Origin of the sequence: Rhodoferax sp. (assembly GCF_028689305.1) — a bacterium.
In the GTDB taxonomy this organism is placed as follows: domain Bacteria; phylum Pseudomonadota; class Gammaproteobacteria; order Burkholderiales; family Burkholderiaceae_C; genus Rhodoferax.
In genome coordinates this window covers 1-19,319 of the sequence record NZ_JAQTWM010000035.1, presented here as the reverse complement: position 1 = coordinate 19,319, position 19,319 = coordinate 1, and the positions used below count along the sequence as shown (strand labels likewise).

Here is a 19,319-nt window from a genome sequence, read left to right as displayed (position 1 = left end):
CTCAACCCGAAGAGCTATAAAAAATATAGCTTCCTGGGGTTGTTTGATGCGGGCTAGCGTCGAATTTAACGCAGTACAAGCACAGGAATGTGAGAATGGGTCAGCACCTGCTGGGTTTCGCTGCCCAGCAACAGCCGCTTGACACCCCGGCGGCCATGAGAGGCCATGACAATCAGGTCACATTTGTGTTTTTTGGCTGCGGCAATCACGGCGTCCGAGACGATGTCCGACTTGATGATCAGGGCGCGGGTCTTGACACCCTGCAGCTCGGCTTTTTTCTTGACATCATCTACCACCGCCTGCCCTTCATCGGCCCATTGTTTTTCAATGCGGCCCACCTCGGCGGCCTGCAAGGCCAAACCACCTTCAAAATAACTCTGGGGATAACGCGGCACCACCTTGAGAGCTACCAGATCAGCACCGGTCAGCGCAGCCAGGGAGATGGCACTGGTGACGGCTTTTTTTGACAGGTTGGAGCCGTCCGTGGCAACGAGAATCTTTTCGTACATGATGGTGTTCTCCTTGAAGTGAATGGTCGCAGCATAACCCCATACTTTGGCTCGACATTGATCTAGATCAGGTATTTTGGTGGCTCAGCCGGTTACCCTTCACCCATGTCTCTGTCCAGTCCTGCCTATTCTTCCTCAAGTATGAGTGCCCCCCTTGCAGCGGAGCCGGCTGGACTGAAGCCGGTGGATTCGCTGGAAACACTCCAGATGCTGGATGATGTGCAGGAGTGGTCGGTCTTCAGTCGGCCCGATAGCACGACCGAGGGCTGCTGGGAATCGAACGTCATGATCGAGGGCATGCACTGCGCCGCTTGCGCCTTGACGGTGGAAGATGCCCTCAAAAGTGTCCCTGGGGTGATGTCTGCGGCGGTCAGTGCCGGCAGCCAGCGCGCACGGGTGGTCTGGAATTCCCAGTCCGTGGTGCCGTCGCGCTGGATGCAGGCGGTGAGCCAGTCCGGGTATCGGGCGGTGCCAGCCAATGACGCGTTTACCCGTGAGCGCCGCAAGGTTGAGTCGCGCAAGGCCCTCTGGCGCATGATGGTGGCGGGGCTTTGCATGATGCAGGTCATGATGTACGCCTATCCAGCCTATGTGGCTGCACCCGGTGAACTGTCCATGGAGATGGAGCAGTTGCTGCGCTGGGCGTCCTGGGTGTTGACCCTGCCGGTGATCTTTTTCTCCTGCGGGCCGTTTTTTGGCAATGCCTGGCGTGACATTGTGCACCGCCGGGTCAGCATGGACTTGCCGGTTGCGCTGGGTATGCTGATCACCTTTGTGGTGAGTACGGCCGGTACTTTTGATCCTGCGGGCATTTTTGGCCGCGAGGTGTATTTCGATTCGCTCACGATGTTTGTCTTCTTTTTGCTGGCCGGGCGCTGGTTTGAGCTGCGCCTGCGGGATCGCACTGCCGGGGCGTTGGAGTCGCTGATGAACCGCTTGCCTGAAAGTGTCGCACGGCAGACTGGTGATGGGCAGTTTGAACGTGTGCCGGTCAGGCGTTTGCAGGTGGGCAACGTCATTCGGGTGCTTCCTGGTGAGGCATTTCCTGCCGACGGGACGGTGGTGCGGGGACAGACGTCGGTGGATGAGTCTTTGCTGACGGGAGAGTCCCGACCTGTGGCCCGCAATGTGGGAGATGAAGTGATTTCCGGCAGTCACAACCTGGCGGCGGTGGTGTTGGTCAGGGTGGAGCGGTTGGGGGCTGAAACCCGATTTGCCCAGATCGTCAGCTTGATGGAAAGTGCCTCAACAACAAAGCCAAAGCTCGCCAAGCTGGCCGATACCATCGCCAAGCCGTTTTTGATTGGCGTGCTGATTGCCGCAGCCCTGTCGTGTGCCTTCTGGTGGCATATGGACCCGGAACGGGCGCTGATGGTGGCCGTGTCGGTGTTGGTGGTGACTTGCCCCTGCGCGCTATCTCTGGCCACGCCCGCAGCCATGTTGTCGGCGGCAGGTGCGCTGGCACACCGGGGGGTACTGGTGCGCCGTCTGGACGCTTTCGAAGCCTTGGCGGCGGTTGATACGGTGATGTTCGACAAAACCGGCACGTTGACGCGTGATGCCATGGTGCTGGGTAAAACCACGGTGCGTGGAGGCTCGGATTCGCAGCAAGCGCTGGCCATGGCTGCGGCGTTGGCGCAGCATTCACTGCATCCGGCATCCCGTGCCTTGATGAGTGCTGCTGATCAGGGCCGGCTGATTGGTTTATGGCGTGCTGCGGATGTGAATGAAATTGCCGGGCAGGGGTTGAGTGCTGCGGTTTATCCTGAAAGCCAGCCTGACCAGGCTGCGCCCATGCGCCTGGGTTCCGCCAGCTTTTGTGGCGTGGCACAAGCCGGCTCTGGGGTTTTGCAAGTGTTTCTGAGTGATCAGCTGGGTTGGCTGGCCACGTTTGAGTTGCAGGAAGATATTCGACCGGATGCTGTCACGACGGTTTCTGCGTTGAAAGCGGCCGCATTGGATATTCACCTGCTGTCTGGTGATGCCAGCGATGCTGCCCAGCGTGTCGCCAATCAGGTGGGCATTGCCGCGTATCGGGGGCAGTGTTCGCCCCAGGACAAGCTGGACTTTTTGCGCAACGCGCAGTTGCAGGGGCACAAGGTGGCGGTGGTGGGGGATGGTCTGAACGATGGACCGATTTTGGCCGGAGCTCATGCCTCTTTTGCCTTTGGTCAGGCGGTTCCGCTGGCGCAGGCGCAGGCGGATTTTCTGGTTTCAGGCAGTCGGCTGACGGATGTCGCCGAGGCCATCGCCCTGGCGCGGCGGACGCTGGCCGTGGTCAGACAGAATTTGTGGTGGGCAGCGATCTACAACGCGACCTGTGTCCCCTTGGCCGTGGCGGGTATGTTGCCTGCCTGGCTGGCCGGTATTGGTATGGCCAGCAGTTCCCTTCTGGTGGTGCTCAATGCGTTGCGTCTGTCTGGCGACCGGTTACGAGAAGGAAAACTCTGATGGATATCCTGTATCTGCTGGTTCCGCTATCGGTGGTGCTGGTCTTTTTCATCATTGGCGGCATTTGGTGGGCCATTCACAAAGGCCAATTTGATGATATTGAGCAGGAGGGGGAGCGAATTCTTAAGGATTGATAAGATTTTTGGTGCCAATTTGATTTGTATCAAATGATACATGGATGGGATAAACGACACTGCGCGAGAACAAACTGAGAAGAGGTGAATATGGCATTTTCAAATTCGCAGGCAACTACCTTTAACGACAAAGTCGTTCGGCAGTTTGCCATCATGACCGTGGTATGGGGGGTGGTGGGCATGCTCGTTGGCGTGATCATCGCTGCCCAACTGACTTGGCCCGAGCTCAACTTGGGAATATCGTTTCTTTCCTACGGTCGATTGCGGCCTCTGCATACCAATGCGGTGATTTTTGCATTTGGTGGTTGTGCTCTTTTTGCCACTTCGTACTATGTGGTGCAGCGAACCTGCCAAGTGCGTTTGTTCAGTGACAAGCTGGCGGCTTTTACCTTCTGGGGTTGGCAGCTAGTCATTCTGTCGGCTGCGCTGTCCTTGCCGCTGGGGTTCACCGCTGGCAAGGAGTATGCCGAACTTGAATGGCCCATCGATATCTTGATCACGCTGGTCTGGGTGGTTTACGCGGTCGTGTTTTTTGGCACGATCGGTACCCGCAAGGTCAAGCACATTTATGTCGCGAACTGGTTCTTTGGCGCCATGATCATTGCGGTTGCGCTGCTCCATCTCGGTAACAGTGCGGCCATCCCTGCAGGTGCGTTGAAATCGTATTCAGCTTATGCCGGGGTGCAGGATGCCATGATGCAGTGGTGGTACGGCCACAATGCGGTGGGCTTCTTCCTGACGGCTGGTTTCTTGGGCATGATGTATTACTTCATTCCCAAACAGGCGGGTCGTCCGGTTTACTCCTATCGCCTGTCCATCGTTCACTTCTGGGCGCTGATTTTCACCTACATGTGGGCGGGTCCTCACCACCTGCACTACACCGCTTTGCCGGACTGGACGCAGTCGCTTGGTATGGTGTTCTCACTGATCCTGTTGGCTCCGAGCTGGGGCGGGATGATCAACGGCATCATGACCTTGTCTGGTGCATGGCACAAACTGCGTGACGATCCGATTCTGCGATTCCTGATCGTGTCCCTGTCGTTCTACGGCATGTCCACGTTTGAAGGTCCCATGATGTCCATCAAGACAGTGAATGCCCTGAGCCATTACACCGATTGGACAGTGGGTCACGTGCACTCTGGTGCCTTGGGCTGGGTCGGCCTGGTGACCATGGGCTCTATGTATTACCTGATTCCACGCCTGTTTGGTCAGAAACAGATGTACAGCGTCAAAGCTATTGAAATTCACTTCTATACGGCCACCATTGGTATCGTGCTGTACATCGCTGCATTGTGGATTGCCGGTGTGATGCAAGGTTTGATGTGGAGGTCTATCAATGCAGACGGCACCTTGACATACACGTTTGTTGAGTCGGTGAAGGCCAGCTTCCCGTTCTATGTGCTGCGTCTGGTGGGTGGTCTGCTGTATCTCAGCGGCATGCTCATCATGTTGTGGAACACCATCAAGACAGCAACAAGCGGTCGGTCGGTGACTGTGACCATTCCTGCTGTTACGGCTCACGCTTGAGGACAAATATTATGGCTAATACAAATAAAGAAGGCGGTTTCTCGCACGGTACGATTGAGTCGAGCAATGGCTTGATGATTGTTCTGATTTTGATCGTGTTGTTGTTTGGTGGTTTGGTGGAGATTGTTCCGCTGTTCTTCCAAAAATCGACAACTCAGCCCGTTGAGGGTTTGAAACCCTATACCGCGCTGCAGCTCGCCGGGCGTGACATCTATACCCGCGAAGGTTGCTACAACTGCCACTCGCAGATGATTCGGCCGTTCCGAGCTGAAACCCTGCGTTACGGTCACTACTCCATGGCTGGTGAGTTTGTGTATGACCATCCTTTCCAATGGGGGAGCAAGCGTACTGGTCCTGATCTGCATCGGGTTGGTGGCAAGTACAGCGACCAGTGGCATGTGACTCACCTCAATAATCCGCGTGACGTGGTTCCAGAGTCAAATATGCCAGCCTATCCGTGGCTGATGAGCGCTCAGGTGAACGCCGCTGTGATGCCGGCTCATATGAGTGCCTTGCGTAAGGTGGGGGTGCCCTACACGGACGCTGACATTGCGGGCGCCGTTGAAGCGGTCAAGGGTAAGACTGAAATGGAAGCTGTTGTGGCTTACCTTCAGGTTCTTGGAACATTGGTCAAGTAAACCGGAGACCTTTCATGGAATTCGATGTCAACACTTTGCGTTCATTGGCCACCGTGACCAGCTTTATCACTTTCGTCGGCATCATTGGTTGGGCCTATGCCCGCAAGAACCGATCCGAGTTTGATAAGGCTGCCAACTTGCCGTTTGAGCAGGATTGACGAATTTATCCAATAGGAAAAAAAATGAGCGACTTCACAAGTAATTTTTGGGCGATGTATGTCGCCGGCATCACCGTTGTCAGCATCATTGCCTGCCTGATCTTGTTGATTGTGACGGGCAAGGCCAAAGCCATGACGGCTGCAGACAATACGACCGGCCACGTTTGGGACGGTGACCTGCGCGAAATGAATAACCCGCTGCCTCGGTGGTGGAGTTATCTTTTCGTGATCACGGTGCTTTTTGCATTGGGATATCTGGCCCTCTACCCGGGTCTGGGTAGCTACCCAGGTCAACTGGGCTGGACTTCACGTGGTTTGCATCAGGCCGAAGTTGATAAGGGCAACGCAGAAACAGCGCCTATTTACGCCAAGTTCATGGCGATGAAGCCGGAAGATGTCGCGAAAGATGCACAAGCGATGGCGATTGGTGAGCGTTTGTTCAGCAATAACTGTGCTCAGTGCCATGCTTCGGATGCACGTGGTAATAAGGGTTTTCCCAATCTGACCGATGGTGACTGGTTACACGGTGGTACACCGGAGAAGATCAAGGAAACGCTGACACAAGGTCGTGTCGGTAACATGCCACCTATGGCTGCAGCGATTGGTGGTGCTGACGACGTCAAAAATGTGGCCCAATATGTGTTGAGTCTGTCGGGGAGCCCGCATGATTCAGCCAGAGCTGCTCTGGGTAAGGATAAGTTTGCTGCTTGTGCTGCTTGTCACGGTGCTGATGGCAAGGGCATGCAGCCGCTTGGCTCGGCCAACCTGACTGACAACATCTGGCTCCATGGGTTTGGCGAGAAGGCGATACTTGATATGGTGAACAACGGTAAAACCAACGTGATGCCTGCGCAGGCTGGCAAGTTGACTGAAGCCCAGATTCATGTCTTGACCGCTTATATCTGGGGCCTGTCTAACAAATCCTGATCCACAGGATGAGCGACGCCGCGAGGCGTTGTTTTTTGGCAGGTGAATAAGCAGCTCCGCTGCCAGGATTTGGGTGATCTATTGGGTCACCCAATTTTTTTTTGTGAAATGGTCGTTACAGCGACAAAACGGGCTGGTGGCCCTAGATGTGGAGAAGTTTGAATGCACAACAGTGGTGTGAAAAATCCCGATGCCTGGTGGCGGTTTGGCCATGTTTGGCTCGTGATTGCCGGTCCGGCCATCGTCATCGTGGCCGGATTCGTCACTTTGTACCTGGCAACGTCCAGTCCGAATGAAATTGTGTCGGACGAGTCCTATCGGCAAAGCATCGAGGCGCACAAAAAGCAGGGATTGGAGACTGTGCAAGGCAGCAAAGCACCTGCCCTGCAAGGTCGAAATCATGCCGCTACAGGCACTGTGCCTATTTCAAAGTAACACCAATGTTCCGCTCCAGATTCCGGTGGCGGGTGATTACTTCGGGTTGACGATGTCCTGCAATGCTGCCGTGTTGAGAATGTGGACGTGGCGCTGCTTGACATCAACAATGCCTTCATCCACAAATCTGGAAAAGGTGCGGCTGATGGTTTCCAGCTTGAGGCCCAGATAACTGCCGATTTCTTCGCGGGTCATACGCAGAACCAGTTCGGACTGTGAAAACCCACGCGAATGGAGGCGCTGTGCCAAATTCAACAGGAAAGCAGCCAGACGTTCCTCTGCGCGCATGCTGCCCAGCAGCAGCATCACACCGTGTTCGCGCACGATCTCTCGACTCATGATCTTGTGTACGTGGTGCTGCAGTGCGTTCACTTCACGCGAAAGGTCTTCAATCTGTGCAAATGGCATGGCGCAAATTTCAGCGTCTTCAAGGGCTACGGCGTCACAAGTGTGGTGGTCATTCACGATACCGTCCAACCCGATGATTTCGCCGGCCATCTGAAAACCAGTGACCTGGTCGCGACCATCCTCAGAGATGATGCAGGTTTTGAAAAAACCTGTCCGGATGGCATAGAGATTGGTAAAACGTTCCCCGTTGTGAAAGAGCGTTTCCCCACGTTTGATTTTTCGGCGTGCACCAATGAGCTCGTCAATCCGGTTCAACTCTTCGTGACTCAGGCCGATTGGCATGCAGAGCTCACGCATGTTGCAGTTCGCACAGGCAATCTTGATGGTGTCGGGATTCATGACTGCGATTTTGACATTGTTCCGCTCAAACTACTGATGTGAGTCAAAGTGGATGGTGATGATTTTTACCGCTTAGTTGATCAGGATCAAGATTTAGTCGCAATTTAAACGGCATATTCAACCAGTCTGTAAAGGAATATTCATGATCGCGAGTGATGTAGTGCCAATTTCTGAGAGCCTGATTCGACAATATGATGTGTCGGGGCCGCGCTATACCTCCTATCCAACTGCAGACCGCTTCGTTGAAGCCTTCACGGCAGAGGATTACATCCAGGCGCTGGAACAACGTCGTTCAGGGGCCGCTGCTTTGGCATTGCCGCTTTCGCTTTATGTTCACATTCCATTTTGTGAGTCGCTTTGTTATTACTGTGCCTGCAACAAGATCATCACCAAACATCATGATCGTGCCGCAGCTTATCTGCGATACCTGAGCCGGGAGATTGATTTACATACCCGCCACATGGGCGTTGGTCAAGCCGTTTCGCAGCTGCATCTGGGCGGTGGATCTCCTACCTTTTTATCCGATGCCGAACTGCGTGAGCTGATGGATATGCTCCGTCGCAGCTTCAGTCTGTCTGCCGGCGGCGAATACTCCATTGAGATCGACCCACGGACCATTGATGCCGGGCGGCTCGATGTGCTGGCTGAATTGGGTTTTAACCGCCTGAGTTTTGGGGTACAGGACTTTGATCCTGCCGTGCAGAAAGCAGTGCACCGCATCCAGCCAGCAGAGCAGGTGTTTGCCCTGGTTGATGCGGCGCGACAACGTGGTTTTGAGTCGGTGAACGTGGACCTGATTTATGGCTTGCCGGAGCAGACGCCCGAGTCGTTTGACCGGACCTTGGCGCAAATTACCGAACTCAAGCCTGATCGGATTGCCCTGTATGCCTATGCCCATTTGCCCGAGCGATTCAAACCCCAGCGTCGGATCTCTTCAGTGGAAATCCCAACAGCTGCGGCCAAGGTGTCGATGTTGGCGCGGTCCATGGCCGCTTTCATGGCAGCGGGTTACGTTTATATCGGTATGGATCACTTTGCCTTACCCAATGATTCTTTGGCAATCGCCAAGCGCCAGGGGCGCCTGCACCGCAATTTCCAGGGTTACAGCACGCAGCCTGATTGCGATCTGATCGGCCTGGGCGTGTCTTCCATTGGCCGTGTGGGGGCCACCTACAGCCAGAATGCCAAAACGCTCGAAGAATATTACGACTTTCTCGATCAAGGGCAGTTCCCGGTAGTGCGGGGGTTGGCATTGTCGCGGGATGATCTGGTCCGTCGCGCCGTCATCATGGCCTTGATGTGCCAGGGTCGCGTGACCTACGAATCCATAGAGCTGGCGTATTTGGTGGATTTCAAACAATATTTCGCCAAAGAAATGGAGACGCTGGCGGGACAGGCCGAGCAGGGCCTGGTGGAGTTCGACGCCGCCGGCATCCAGGTGACAGCCAAGGGTTGGTTCTTCGTCCGGGCAGTAGCCATGGTATTTGATCGTTATCTGCAAACTGACCGTACGCGCGCCAAGTTTTCCAAAATCCTTTAAATTTGCCTGATGCAAACTTCTCTGGCGATGACCGCCTTGCTGATGGGCTTGGCGGGTGGTCCGCACTGCATTGCCATGTGTGGTGCAGCCTGCGCTGGCATTGGGCAGGCGGCGGGCGACAAAAAGTCCTTCGCCATGTGGTCTTTTCAGATGGGGCGTGTGATTGGCTACTCCGCTCTGGGCGCACTGGCTGCGGCATCCATGCAGGGGCTGGGCTGGTTAACGGTTCAATCCGCTGCTCTGCGTCCGGTCTGGACCCTGTTTCATGTTGCCGCCATGGTGCTGGGCTTGCTGCTACTTTGGAAAGCCCAGCAACCCGTCTGGCTCGAGCAGGCTGGTAAAAGGCTGTGGCAGGGCGCGCGTGGCCTGGCGTTGGGCCGGGGCCGTGGTGCGCCGTTGATCATTGGTGCCCTGTGGAGTTTCCTGCCTTGTGGCCTGCTGTATTCGGCCTTGCTGGTTGCCGGCCTGACCGGACACGCTCTTGATGGCGCCGTGGTCATGGCACTGTTTGCGGCCGGGACCAGCGTGTCCATGATGCTGGGTCCCTGGCTCTGGCTGCGTCTCAAGGGCAATGGGTCCGGCGACTGGGGGGTGCGGCTTGCCGGACTGGCGCTGGCGGCCAGTTCCGTCTGGGCCTTGTGGATGGCCTACGCGCACAACAATGCCCCCTGGTGCGCAGTGCCCTGAACGTCTGGCCGACGTGTGCCACTGGGCATAATTCTGCCCATGCTTCCATCCCCACCTGTGAACTCCGAGCGATGGCGCGTGTCTGTCGCGCCAATGCTCGATTGGACCGACCGTCATTGCCGTTATTTCCATCGACTGCTGTCGCAGCGGGCGCTGCTGTACACCGAAATGGTGACCACGGGCGCACTGATTCATGGCGACGTGACCCGTCACCTCCAATTCAATGCTGAAGAGCAACCGGTGGCCCTGCAACTGGGCGGCAGCGATCCGGCAGATTTGGCCCACTGCGCCAAGCTTGGCGAGCAGTGGGGTTATACGGAGATCAATCTCAACTGTGGCTGCCCGAGCGAACGGGTGCAGCGTGGTGCTTTTGGCGCCTGTCTGATGACGGAGCCACAACTGGTGGCTGACTGTGTCAAAGCCATGGTGGACAGGGTGGACGTTCCGGTCACGGTCAAGCACCGCATTGGCATTGACCAGGTGGAGAGTTATGAGTTTGTGCGTGATTTTGTTGGCGCGGTGAGCCAGGCCGGATGCGGCACTTTTATCGTGCACGCCCGCAATGCCTGGCTCAAGGGCTTGAGCCCCAAGGACAACCGGGAAATCCCGCCATTGCGTTATGACTGGGCCTACCGGCTCAAACGCGACTTTCCCCATTTGGTGGTCGTGCTCAATGGGGGTGTCACCACCACGGAACAGATGCAGACACACCTGGCCCAGGTTGACGGTGTCATGCTTGGCCGGGAGGCCTATCACAACCCCTGGTGGCTCAGCCAGTGGGATGCCGCTTTTTTCGGCGAGGCACAGTCTGCCCCCCTATGCCGGGAGACCGTTGAGCAACAGATGGTGGACTACATGGTGCGCGAAGCCGCCGCCCATGGCACCCTCTGGCCCACAATAGCCCGCCACATGCTTGGCTTGCGCCACGGTCTGCCCGGCGCACGACACTGGCGGCGGGTGTGGAGTGATCACAGCCTCAAGCGCTTGCCGCCGGGCCAGGTGATGGCCTTGGCGCGCGCCAGCTGAACAAAGCCAGCGCCCGTGTGCCGATACGAGGGCACGTTATCATGATGGTTTGCCGCGCAGCCCCGGCCTGACGGGGCCGGCGGCTGCAAATTTGCCGCTCTTCCAGCTTCACCAACTCCTGTGCGTCTCAATTCGATCAAGTTATCCGGCTTCAAGTCGTTTGCCGAACCCACCAACTTTCTGCTGCCTGGCCAGCTGGTCGGGGTGGTTGGGCCCAACGGCTGTGGCAAGTCCAACATCATGGATGCGGTGCGCTGGGTGCTGGGCGAGTCCAAAGCCTCGGAACTGCGCGGCGAGTCCATGCAGGACGTCATTTTCAACGGCACCACCACCCGCAAACCCGCCAGCCGTTCCAGTGTTGAGCTGGTGTTTGACAATGATGATCACCGTGCCGGCGGCCAGTGGAGCCAGTTTGCCGAGATTGCCGTCAAACGGGTGCTGACGCGTGACGGCAACAGCAGTTATTACATCAACAACCAGCCGGTGCGTCGCCGGGACGTGCAGGACGTGTTTCTGGGTACCGGCCTGGGTCCGCGCGCCTACGCCATCATCGGCCAAGGCACCATCAGCCGCATCATCGAAAGCAAACCCGAAGAACTGCGCCTGTTTCTCGAAGAAGCCGCCGGTGTCTCCAAGTACAAGGAACGTCGCCGTGAAACCGAAAACCGGCTGGGCGACACGCGAGAAAACCTGACCCGCGTCGAAGACATCCTGCGCGAGCTCAACGCCAACCTGGACAAGCTGGAAAAACAGGCTGAGGTCGCGCAAAAGTACAACACCCTGTCCGCAGCCGCGTCGCTCAAGCAGCAGCAGCTCTGGTTTTTGAAACGTGCCGAGTCGGAAGCGGAACAGGCCAGGATCAGGACCGACGGCCTGGGTGCCGTGAATGCGCTCGAAGCCCGGATGGCCGACCTGCGCCACATCGAGGCCGAGCTGGAAACCGTGCGCCAGGCACACTATGCGGCAGGTGACCAGGTCAACCAGGCGCAGGGCCTGCTGTACGAAGCCAGCACCGAAGTCGGCCGGCTGGAGGCAGAAATCCGCTTTGTGGTGGAAGGCCGTCAGCGGGTCGAACAGCGCCTGGTGACCCTGAAAGAGCAGAGCGCCCAGTGGGCCACACGCAGTCAGGACGCCCAGCTGGAGCTGGAAAACCTGTCCGAGCTGGAATTGCTGGGTGAAGAAAAAAACGAGTTGCTGGCCGCTCAGGTGGAAGACCAGGCCCAGCAATTGCCGGAGCTCGAGGAGGCCTTGCGCCAAGCCCAGCGCGCCTCCAGCGAACAGCGCACCAGCGTGGCGCAGGTACAGCAGCAGATTGGTGTGCTGGCCGCCGAACAGCGCAGTCTGGACGAGCAGTCGCGCCAATTGGGCACCCGCCGCGAGCGGCTGCAGCAAGACCGCCAGACGCTGACCGCACCGGATGAAGCGCGTCTGATCAACCTGCAAAACCAGCTGGCGCAGGCGCAGGAGGCGGCCGAAGTGGCGCAGGCGCGCCTGGCCGAGCTGCACACCAGTGCACCGGAACTCGATGAAAACCGCCGCCAGCAGCAGCAGGTGGTCAACAGCGAATCAGCCCGACTGGCAGACCTGTCGGCCCGCCTGGAAGCACTCAAGGCCTTGCAGGCGCGCGTCAAGACCGACGGCAAACTGCAACCCTGGCTGCAAAAGCAGGGCCTGGACCATCTGCAGGGGCTGTGGAGCCGCCTGCACATCGAACAGGGCTGGGAAAACGCGCTCGAAGGCGCCTTGCGCGAACGCCTGGGGGCACTGGAAGTCAGCCGCCTGGACCTGGTGCGGGCTTTTGCGCAGGATGTGCCGCCGGCCAAACTGGCGTTCTACAGTCCCCCGGCAGCCGGTGCAGCTGACGGCGCTTCGCCGCTGCCGCGCCTGGCTGACCTGCTGCGGGTGCATGAGGCCAGCCAGAAAGCCGTGCTTGACGACTGGCTGCAGGGCTGTTTCACCGCCAACAGTCTGGAAGAGGCGCTGGCCCAGCGCGACAGCCTGCAGCCCGGGCAACTCATCTACGTCAAAACCGGCCATGCGGTTGGGCGTTACAGCGTCAGTTTTTATGCGCCGGATTCTGAGCAGGCCGGCTTGCTGGCCCGTGCGCAAGAGATTGAAAACCTGGAAAAACAGCTGCGCGCCCAGACCCTGATCGCCGAAGAAGCCCGCGCCGCGCTGGTGCGCTGCGAGTCCGCTTATGCCGACGTGTCGCAACGGTTGGTCACGGCCCGGCGCGAGGCCACCGAAGCCCAGGCGCGGGCCCACAGCCTGCAGGTGGAAACCCTGCAACTGGCCCAGGCTGCCGAGCAGGCGCGTCAGCGCAGTGAGCAGATTGCCAGCGACCTGGCCGAGGTGGACGCCCAGTTGGAAGAACTGCAGGAGCGCCGTGTCAGCGCTGAAGCGCGTTTTGAAGAACTCGACATGCAACTGGCCGACACCCAGGAACGCCATGCCCAGCTGGATGACCGCGTGATCAGCGCCGAACGGCGCCTGGCTGAATGCCGCGAACAACAGCGCGCGCTGGAGCGCCAGGCGCAGGAAGCCACGTTTGCCATGCGCAGCCTCGGTGCACGCCGGGCCGAGCTCTCGCGTGCTATCGAAACTGCAGCGCAACAGGCAGATTCCGTCCGGGCTGAGGCCCAAAGAGCCGAAGAAGAATTGCTCCGCCTGAATGATGCCGCGGCGCAGGGGGGCCTGCAGCAGGCGCTGGCCGTGAAGCTCGAGCGCGAGAAACACCTCGGTGCCCAGCGCAGCCAGTACGATGACTTGACCGCCAAGCTGCGCGCCAGTGATGAGCGGCGCATGCAACTGGAGCGCGAGCTCGACCCCTTGCGGGCCCGCATCACCGAATTCCAGCTCAAGGAGCAGGCGGCCCGGCTTGGTTTTGAGCAGTACACCCAGTTGCTGGCCGATGCGCAGGCCGACCTGGAGGCGTTGGCCGCCTCGGTGGCCGATGGTGCCGTGCGCCTGACCGGTCTGCAGTCGGACATCGACCGGCTCAACCGCGACATCACCGCGCTGGGTGCCGTCAACCTGGCGGCGCTGGACGAACTGGCGGCCGCGCGCGAGCGCAAGCAGTTCCTGGACGCCCAGACCGCCGATTTGATGGAAGCCATGAACACGCTGGAAGACGCCATCCGAAAGATTGACGGCGAAACCCGCGAGTTGCTCTCGGGCACCTTCAACACCGTCAACGGCCACTTCGGCAAGATGTTTCCCGAGCTGTTTGGCGGGGGCAATGCGCGGCTGGTCATCACCGGCGACGAAATCCTGGACTCGGGCGTGCAGGTCATCGCCCAGCCGCCGGGCAAGAAAAACCAGAGCATCGCCCTGCTGTCGGGGGGCGAAAAGGCGCTGACCGCGATCGCGCTGGTGTTTGCCATCTTTCAGCTCAACCCGGCACCGTTTTGCCTGCTCGACGAGGTGGACGCGCCGCTGGATGACGCCAACACCGAGCGTTACGCCAAGCTGGTGTCGAGCATGAGCAAGGAAACCCAGTTCCTGTTCATCAGTCACAACAAGATCGCCATGGAAATGGCAGAGCAGCTCATTGGTGTCACCATGCAGGAGCAGGGGGTGTCACGCATTGTGGCGGTGGATATGGATGCGGCCCTGAACATGGCCGATCAGGGGTAATCAGACGATGAGTCCATTGCAATTGGGTCTGGGCGCACTGGGTGCCGCCGTTTTGCTGGTCATGGTGATCTATAACCTGTGGCTGGCCCACAAGAACCGGCCCCGTCTGCCGGATGCTGCGCCGATCAACCTGTCTGAACCCTTTGGTGGGCGCGAGCCAACGCTGGACGCGGATGCCCTGGACGACGGCTTTGCCCTGCCGGTGCCCGAGAAAAAGCCCGGGCTGGATGCGCTGATTGACGTGATCGCGCCGATCGCGCTGGAAGCGCCTGTGTCGGGGGACGCTGTTCTGGCCACGCTGCCGCCGACCCGGCGCGTGGGCAGCAAACCCTTTGCTGTCGAAGGGCTCAACACGGCCACCGAACTGTGGGAGGCTGCGCGCGCCGGCCAGCGCTACAGCCAGTTGCAGGCGGGTTTGCAACTGGCCAACCGTGCCGGTGCGCTCAACGAGATCGAGTTTTCCGAATTTGTCATCAAAACGCAGGCCTTTTGTGATGCCCTGAACGGCACCCCCGACTTCCCCGACATGCGCCGCGAGGTGGCGCGCGCGCGCGAGCTGGACCAGTTTGCCAGCGACCATGATGCCCAGATCGGTTTTGTGCTGCGTGCCCGGCGGGCTGCCTGGAGCCCCAGTTATGTGCAGCAAATGGCTGCCCGCCAAGGCTTTGTGGCCGGCTCCATGGCCGGGCGCATGGTGTTGCCAGCCGGTGTCGCCGGCTTGCCGCCGGTGCTGAGCCTGAGTTTTGACACCCAGGCGGCGCTGGCCGATGACATGTCGCAGTCTGCCCTGCGGGAGTTGAACCTGGCGCTGGATGTGTCGCAGGTGGATCGTGGTGAGCATGCTTTTGCCCGCATGTGCGAGATCGCCCAGACCCTGGCGGCCGAGATGGACGGCATGCTGACCGATGACAACGGTGTGCCGCTGCCGGCCGAAGCCATGACCGTCATCGGCGCCGATCTGGAACAGCTCTACGACACGCTGGACCAGCATGAACTCGGCGCCGGCTCTGCGCTGGCGCGGCGCCTGTTTTCCTGAACGGTGGCCCGATGCTGACCCAAGACCTGTTTGCCACCCCACCGGACGCCGCCGCCCGCGTGGCCGAGCTGCGCCAGACCTTGCATGAGCACGCCCATCGTTATTACGTGCTCGATGAACCCAGCCTGCCCGACGCGGAATACGACCGCCTGTTTCAGGAACTGCAAGCCCTGGAGACACGTCACCCGGAGCTGATCACGCCTGACTCCCCGACCCAACGGGTTGGCGGCAAGGCGCTTGATCAATTTGCGGCCGTGCGCCACGCCGTGCCCATGCTGAGCATCCGCACCGAGACCGACACCCAGGCCAGCGGTGCCGAAAATTTTGACGCCCGCATCCGCCGTGAGCTTGAGCTGACCGAAGGGGACGCCCCGGTCACCTATGTGGCCGAACCCAAATTTGACGGTCTGGCCATGAACCTGCGTTACGAGCAGGGGGTCCTGGTGCAGGCCGCCACGCGCGGCGACGGCGAAACCGGCGAAGACGTGACACAGAACATCCGCACCATCGGCCAGATCCCGCTCAGGCTGCCGCCCGATGTTCCTGCGGTGCTGGAGGTCCGCGGTGAGGTCTACATGCGCCGCGACGACTTTGAAGCCCTCAACGAGCGCCAGCGCCAAAAAATCGCCGCCGGCGCCAAAGGTGAAAAAACCTTTGTCAACCCGCGCAACGCCGCCGCCGGTGCGGTGCGCCAGCTGGACCCGGCCATTGCCGCCCAGCGGCCCCTGAGCTTTTTTGCCTATGGCCTGGGGGAGATCACGCCGGTGCCGGACGGCGGCCCTGAATTTGCCACCCACTACGAGCTGCTGCAGACCCTGAAACATTGGGGTTTTCCGGTCTCTGCCCACGTCAAACGGGCATGTGGTGCTATTGAATTGGTAGCATATTACGAAACCATCGGTCAGCAGCGTGATGGCCTGGGGTTTGACATTGACGGGGTGGTTTACAAGGTGGACAGTCTGGCGCTGCAACGCCGCTTGGGTTTTGTCACCCGCGAGCCACGTTGGGCGGTGGCGCACAAATTCCCGGCGCAGGAGATGCTCACCACCGTGCTGGCGATTGACGTGCAGGTGGGGCGCACTGGCAAACTCACCCCGGTGGCCAAGCTGGCGCCGGTGTTTGTCGGCGGGGTCACGGTGACCAACGCCACCTTGCACAACGAAGACGAAGCCCGGCGCAAGGATGTGCGCTTGGGTGACACGGTGGTGGTGCGCCGCGCTGGCGACGTGATTCCCGAAGTGGTCTCGGTGCTGCCTGACAAACGCCAGCCGGGAACCGAACCATTCACCATGCCGCACACCTGCCCAGTGTGTGGCAGTGCAGCGATACGTGAAGAAGGCGAGGCCGACTACCGCTGCACCGGCGGTCTGTTCTGCAGCGCCCAGCGCAAGCAGGCCATCCTGCATTTTGCCCAGCGCCGCGCGGTCGAAGTGGAAGGCCTGGGTGACAAGCTGGTGGACCAGCTGGTGGACGGCGGCATCATCCACACCCTGCCGGACCTGTACCGGCTGGGCCTGACCGCCCTGGCCAATCTGGACCGCATGGCCGACAAGTCCGCACAGAACCTGCTGGATGCGCTGCAAAAATCCAAACAGACCACCTTGCCGCGTTTTCTGTTTGGCCTGGGCATCCGCCATGTGGGCGAGGCCACGGCCAAGGCGCTGGCGCGGCATTTTGGCCAGCTCGACGCCATCATGGCCGCCACCGAGGAACAATTGCTCGAAGTGGCTGACATCGGCCCCATCGTCGCCCAGAGCCTGCGCACCTTTTTTGACCAGCCGCACAACCGCGAGGTGGTGGAACAACTGCGCGCCTGCGGCGTGACCTGGGAAGAGGGGCCGCCGCTTGAGCGCGCGCCAACCCCCTTGAGTGGCAAAACCTTTGTGCTCACTGGCACCCTGCCCACGCTTGAGCGTGAGCAGGCCAAAGCCTTGATCGAAGCCGCAGGCGGCAAGGTGGCGGGTTCGGTCAGCAAGAAAACCAGTTTTGTCGTGGCCGGCGCGGAGGCTGGCAGCAAGCTCGCCAAGGCGCTGGAACTGGGGGTGGCGGTGCTGGACGAGGCGGGTTTGCACGCCATGCTGCAAGGAGTGGACGAATGACCGTGCGTGAGATTCTCAAGATGGGTGACCCGCGCCTGCTGCGGGTGGCCCAGCCGGTGACGCAGTTTGATTCGGACGAGCTGCACCTGCTGATCACCGACCTGCTCGACACCATGCACGCTGCCGACGGCGCCGGGCTGGCCGCGCCCCAGATCGGGGTCGATCTGCAGGTGGTGATTTTTGGCAGCGGTCTGCCCAACCCGCGTTACCCGCAGGCGCCGCTGGTGCCGCGCACCGTGCTGATCAACCCGACCATCACGCCGCTGGCGGACGCTGACGGCCTGGTGACTGAGCTGGAAGACTGGGAGGGCTGCCTGTCGGTGCCGGGCCTGCGCGGCAAGGTGCCGCGTTTTGCACGCATCCGTTACACCGGGTTTGACCCGTTTGGCGACCCACTGACGCGGGTGGTGGAGGGCTTTCACGCCCGGGTGGTGCAGCATGAATGTGACCACCTGATCGGCAAACTGTACCCGATGCGCGTGCGTGACTTCAGCCAGTTCGGCTTTACCGAGGTGTTGTTTCCAGGTCTGGACGCCCCGGCGGACGACTGAGCTGGCCGCTCCGGCCCTCACGGGTAAAACCGGACCATATCACGACCACTTTCCTTGGCCTGATACATCGCGGTATCGGCGCGTTTGAGCACATCATCCTGCGTGAACTCATGTCCCCTGAACAACGCCACCCCGATGGACGCTGTGCAGTGGTGTTCAACCCTGCTGGCTGCAGCGCCTTCATGCTCGATGCTGAAGGTATAGGGCTGGGCCAGGATCGCACGAATCTTTTCGGCAGTCATGGCGGCTTCTGCGGCTGAGCGGGTTGGGTCGGTGTTGAGCTGGCCGACCAGCACCACAAACTCGTCGCCGCCCACCCGGGCCACGGTGTCTGTTTCACGAACACAGCTTTTCAGCCGCCGTGCCACTTCCACCAGCAGCAGGTCACCGGCGTCGTGGCCGTGCAGATCGTTGAGTGGCTTGAAGTTGTCCAGGTCCAGCAGCATGACGGCCCCGTATTGACGGTTGCGCTTGCTGGCTGCCATGGCCTGTTTCAGATGCTCATGCAACATGCGCCGGTTGGCCAGTTTGGTCAGCGGGTCAAAAAAGGCCAGATGTTTGATTTCATCCTCGGCTTTCTTGCGTTCGGTGATGTCGCGCGCGGCGGCAAAAATGCCTGCTACTTCACCGGCCTCATTGCGGTAGAGGCTGGCGTTGTAGAGCACTTCGGTGATGGTGCCAGAAACATGGCGGATGGCCAGCGGGTAGTCCTTGACGCTGCCTTCGGAAAACACCTTCTGGTAACCCCGGCTGGCTTCACCTGGGTCGGTGAAATAGCTGGAAAAGTCACTGCCGATGAGTTCTTCACGCAGGCGGCCGGTGACGGCTTCGGTGGCCCGGTTGACGTCTGTGATCTTGCCCTCGGGGCTGATCGTCACCAGGGGGTCAAGGCTAGCCTCGATCAGGCTGCGGGCGTAGAGGGAGGCCCGGCGCAGCGCCTCTTCAGCCTGCTTGCGCTCGGTGATGTCGCGCGCGGCGGCAAAAACGCCTGCCACTTCACCGGTTTCGGTGCGGTAGAGGTTGGCGTTGTACAGCACCTCGGTGACGGCGCCCGAGACATGGCGGATGGCCAGCGGATAGTCCTTGACGCGGCCTTCGGAAAACACCTTCTGGTAACCCCGGCTGGCCTCGCTTGGGTCGGTGAAATAGCTGGAAAAGTCACTGCCAATGAGTTCTTCACGCAGATGGCCGGTGACGGCTTCGGTCGCACGGTTGACG

Annotated in this window: 17 protein-coding genes; 14 read left to right on the top strand and 3 right to left on the bottom strand. The window is 59.7% G+C overall.

Features of this window, described 5'->3' with window-relative positions; all coding sequences use genetic code 11:
- Positions 1-65: 65 nt before the first annotated feature.
- The gene (locus PHW99_RS09160) at positions 66-509 is read right to left on the bottom strand and encodes a universal stress protein (protein ID WP_300176004.1); all 444 of its coding nucleotides are present in this window, start codon (positions 507-509) and stop codon (positions 66-68) included.
- A gap of 141 nt (positions 510-650) precedes the next feature.
- Here PHW99_RS09160 and PHW99_RS09155 point away from each other — a divergent pair, with 141 nt between their 5' ends.
- The 7 genes from PHW99_RS09155 (at position 651) to PHW99_RS09125 (ending at position 6,779) form a co-directional block, all read left to right on the top strand.
- Positions 651-2,960, top strand: coding sequence for a cation-translocating P-type ATPase (locus PHW99_RS09155; RefSeq protein ID WP_300176001.1), 2,310 nt, complete (start codon positions 651-653; stop codon positions 2,958-2,960).
- Complete coding sequence (gene ccoS / locus PHW99_RS09150) at positions 2,960-3,094, top strand: cbb3-type cytochrome oxidase assembly protein CcoS (protein ID WP_300175998.1); 135 nt, start codon at positions 2,960-2,962, stop codon at positions 3,092-3,094. The genes PHW99_RS09155 and ccoS overlap by 1 nt, the downstream gene beginning before the upstream one ends.
- Positions 3,095-3,184: 90 nt before the next feature.
- Positions 3,185-4,621, top strand: coding sequence for a cytochrome-c oxidase, cbb3-type subunit I (ccoN, locus tag PHW99_RS09145; protein ID WP_300175995.1), 1,437 nt, complete (start codon positions 3,185-3,187; stop codon positions 4,619-4,621).
- Positions 4,622-4,632: 11 nt separating this feature from the next.
- Entirely contained in the window at positions 4,633-5,259 is a 627-nt protein-coding gene (ccoO, locus tag PHW99_RS09140) for a cytochrome-c oxidase, cbb3-type subunit II (RefSeq protein WP_300175992.1), read from the top strand.
- Between the two features lie 14 nt (positions 5,260-5,273).
- Entirely contained in the window at positions 5,274-5,417 is a 144-nt protein-coding gene (locus tag PHW99_RS09135) for a cbb3-type cytochrome c oxidase subunit 3 (protein ID WP_300175989.1), read from the top strand.
- 24 nt (positions 5,418-5,441) lie between these two features.
- Positions 5,442-6,344: a cytochrome-c oxidase, cbb3-type subunit III gene (gene ccoP, locus PHW99_RS09130; protein WP_300175986.1), complete on the top strand. Its 903-nt coding sequence runs from the start codon at positions 5,442-5,444 to the stop codon at positions 6,342-6,344.
- A 162-nt stretch (positions 6,345-6,506) separates the two neighbouring features.
- Positions 6,507-6,779: a FixH family protein gene (locus tag PHW99_RS09125; RefSeq protein WP_300175983.1), complete on the top strand. Its 273-nt coding sequence runs from the start codon at positions 6,507-6,509 to the stop codon at positions 6,777-6,779.
- A 36-nt stretch (positions 6,780-6,815) separates the two neighbouring features.
- On the opposite strand, the gene fnr is transcribed toward PHW99_RS09125, so the two are convergent.
- Positions 6,816-7,526, bottom strand: coding sequence for a fumarate/nitrate reduction transcriptional regulator Fnr (fnr, locus tag PHW99_RS09120; protein WP_300175980.1), 711 nt, complete (start codon positions 7,524-7,526; stop codon positions 6,816-6,818).
- 142 nt (positions 7,527-7,668) lie between these two features.
- Between fnr and hemN the strand changes: the two genes are divergently transcribed.
- The 7 genes from hemN to def all read left to right on the top strand — a co-directional run bounded on the left by hemN (position 7,669) and on the right by def (position 18,101).
- Positions 7,669-9,066: an oxygen-independent coproporphyrinogen III oxidase gene (hemN, locus tag PHW99_RS09115; RefSeq protein WP_300175977.1), complete on the top strand. Its 1,398-nt coding sequence runs from the start codon at positions 7,669-7,671 to the stop codon at positions 9,064-9,066.
- Between the two features lie 9 nt (positions 9,067-9,075).
- Positions 9,076-9,753, top strand: coding sequence for a sulfite exporter TauE/SafE family protein (locus PHW99_RS09110; protein WP_300175974.1), 678 nt, complete (start codon positions 9,076-9,078; stop codon positions 9,751-9,753).
- A 39-nt stretch (positions 9,754-9,792) separates the two neighbouring features.
- Entirely contained in the window at positions 9,793-10,779 is a 987-nt protein-coding gene (gene dusA / locus PHW99_RS09105) for a tRNA dihydrouridine(20/20a) synthase DusA (RefSeq protein ID WP_300175971.1), read from the top strand.
- A gap of 120 nt (positions 10,780-10,899) precedes the next feature.
- Positions 10,900-14,415, top strand: coding sequence for a chromosome segregation protein SMC (smc, locus tag PHW99_RS09100; RefSeq protein WP_300175968.1), 3,516 nt, complete (start codon positions 10,900-10,902; stop codon positions 14,413-14,415).
- A 7-nt stretch (positions 14,416-14,422) separates the two neighbouring features.
- Complete coding sequence (locus tag PHW99_RS09095; protein ID WP_300175965.1) at positions 14,423-15,451, top strand: cell division protein ZipA C-terminal FtsZ-binding domain-containing protein; 1,029 nt, start codon at positions 14,423-14,425, stop codon at positions 15,449-15,451.
- Between the two features lie 11 nt (positions 15,452-15,462).
- Positions 15,463-17,550, top strand: a complete 2,088-nt coding sequence (gene ligA, locus PHW99_RS09090; protein ID WP_300175962.1) for an NAD-dependent DNA ligase LigA — start codon at positions 15,463-15,465, stop codon at positions 17,548-17,550.
- On the top strand, positions 17,547-18,101 hold the full coding sequence (gene def / locus PHW99_RS09085; protein ID WP_300175959.1) for a peptide deformylase: 555 nt from the start codon (positions 17,547-17,549) through the stop codon (positions 18,099-18,101). Before ligA ends, def begins: the two co-directional genes overlap by 4 nt.
- Positions 18,102-18,118: 17 nt before the next feature.
- Here the strand turns inward: def and PHW99_RS09080 are convergent.
- Positions 18,119-19,319: sensor domain-containing diguanylate cyclase (locus tag PHW99_RS09080; RefSeq protein WP_300175956.1), on the bottom strand; the 1,201-nt coding region annotated here is incomplete at its 5' end.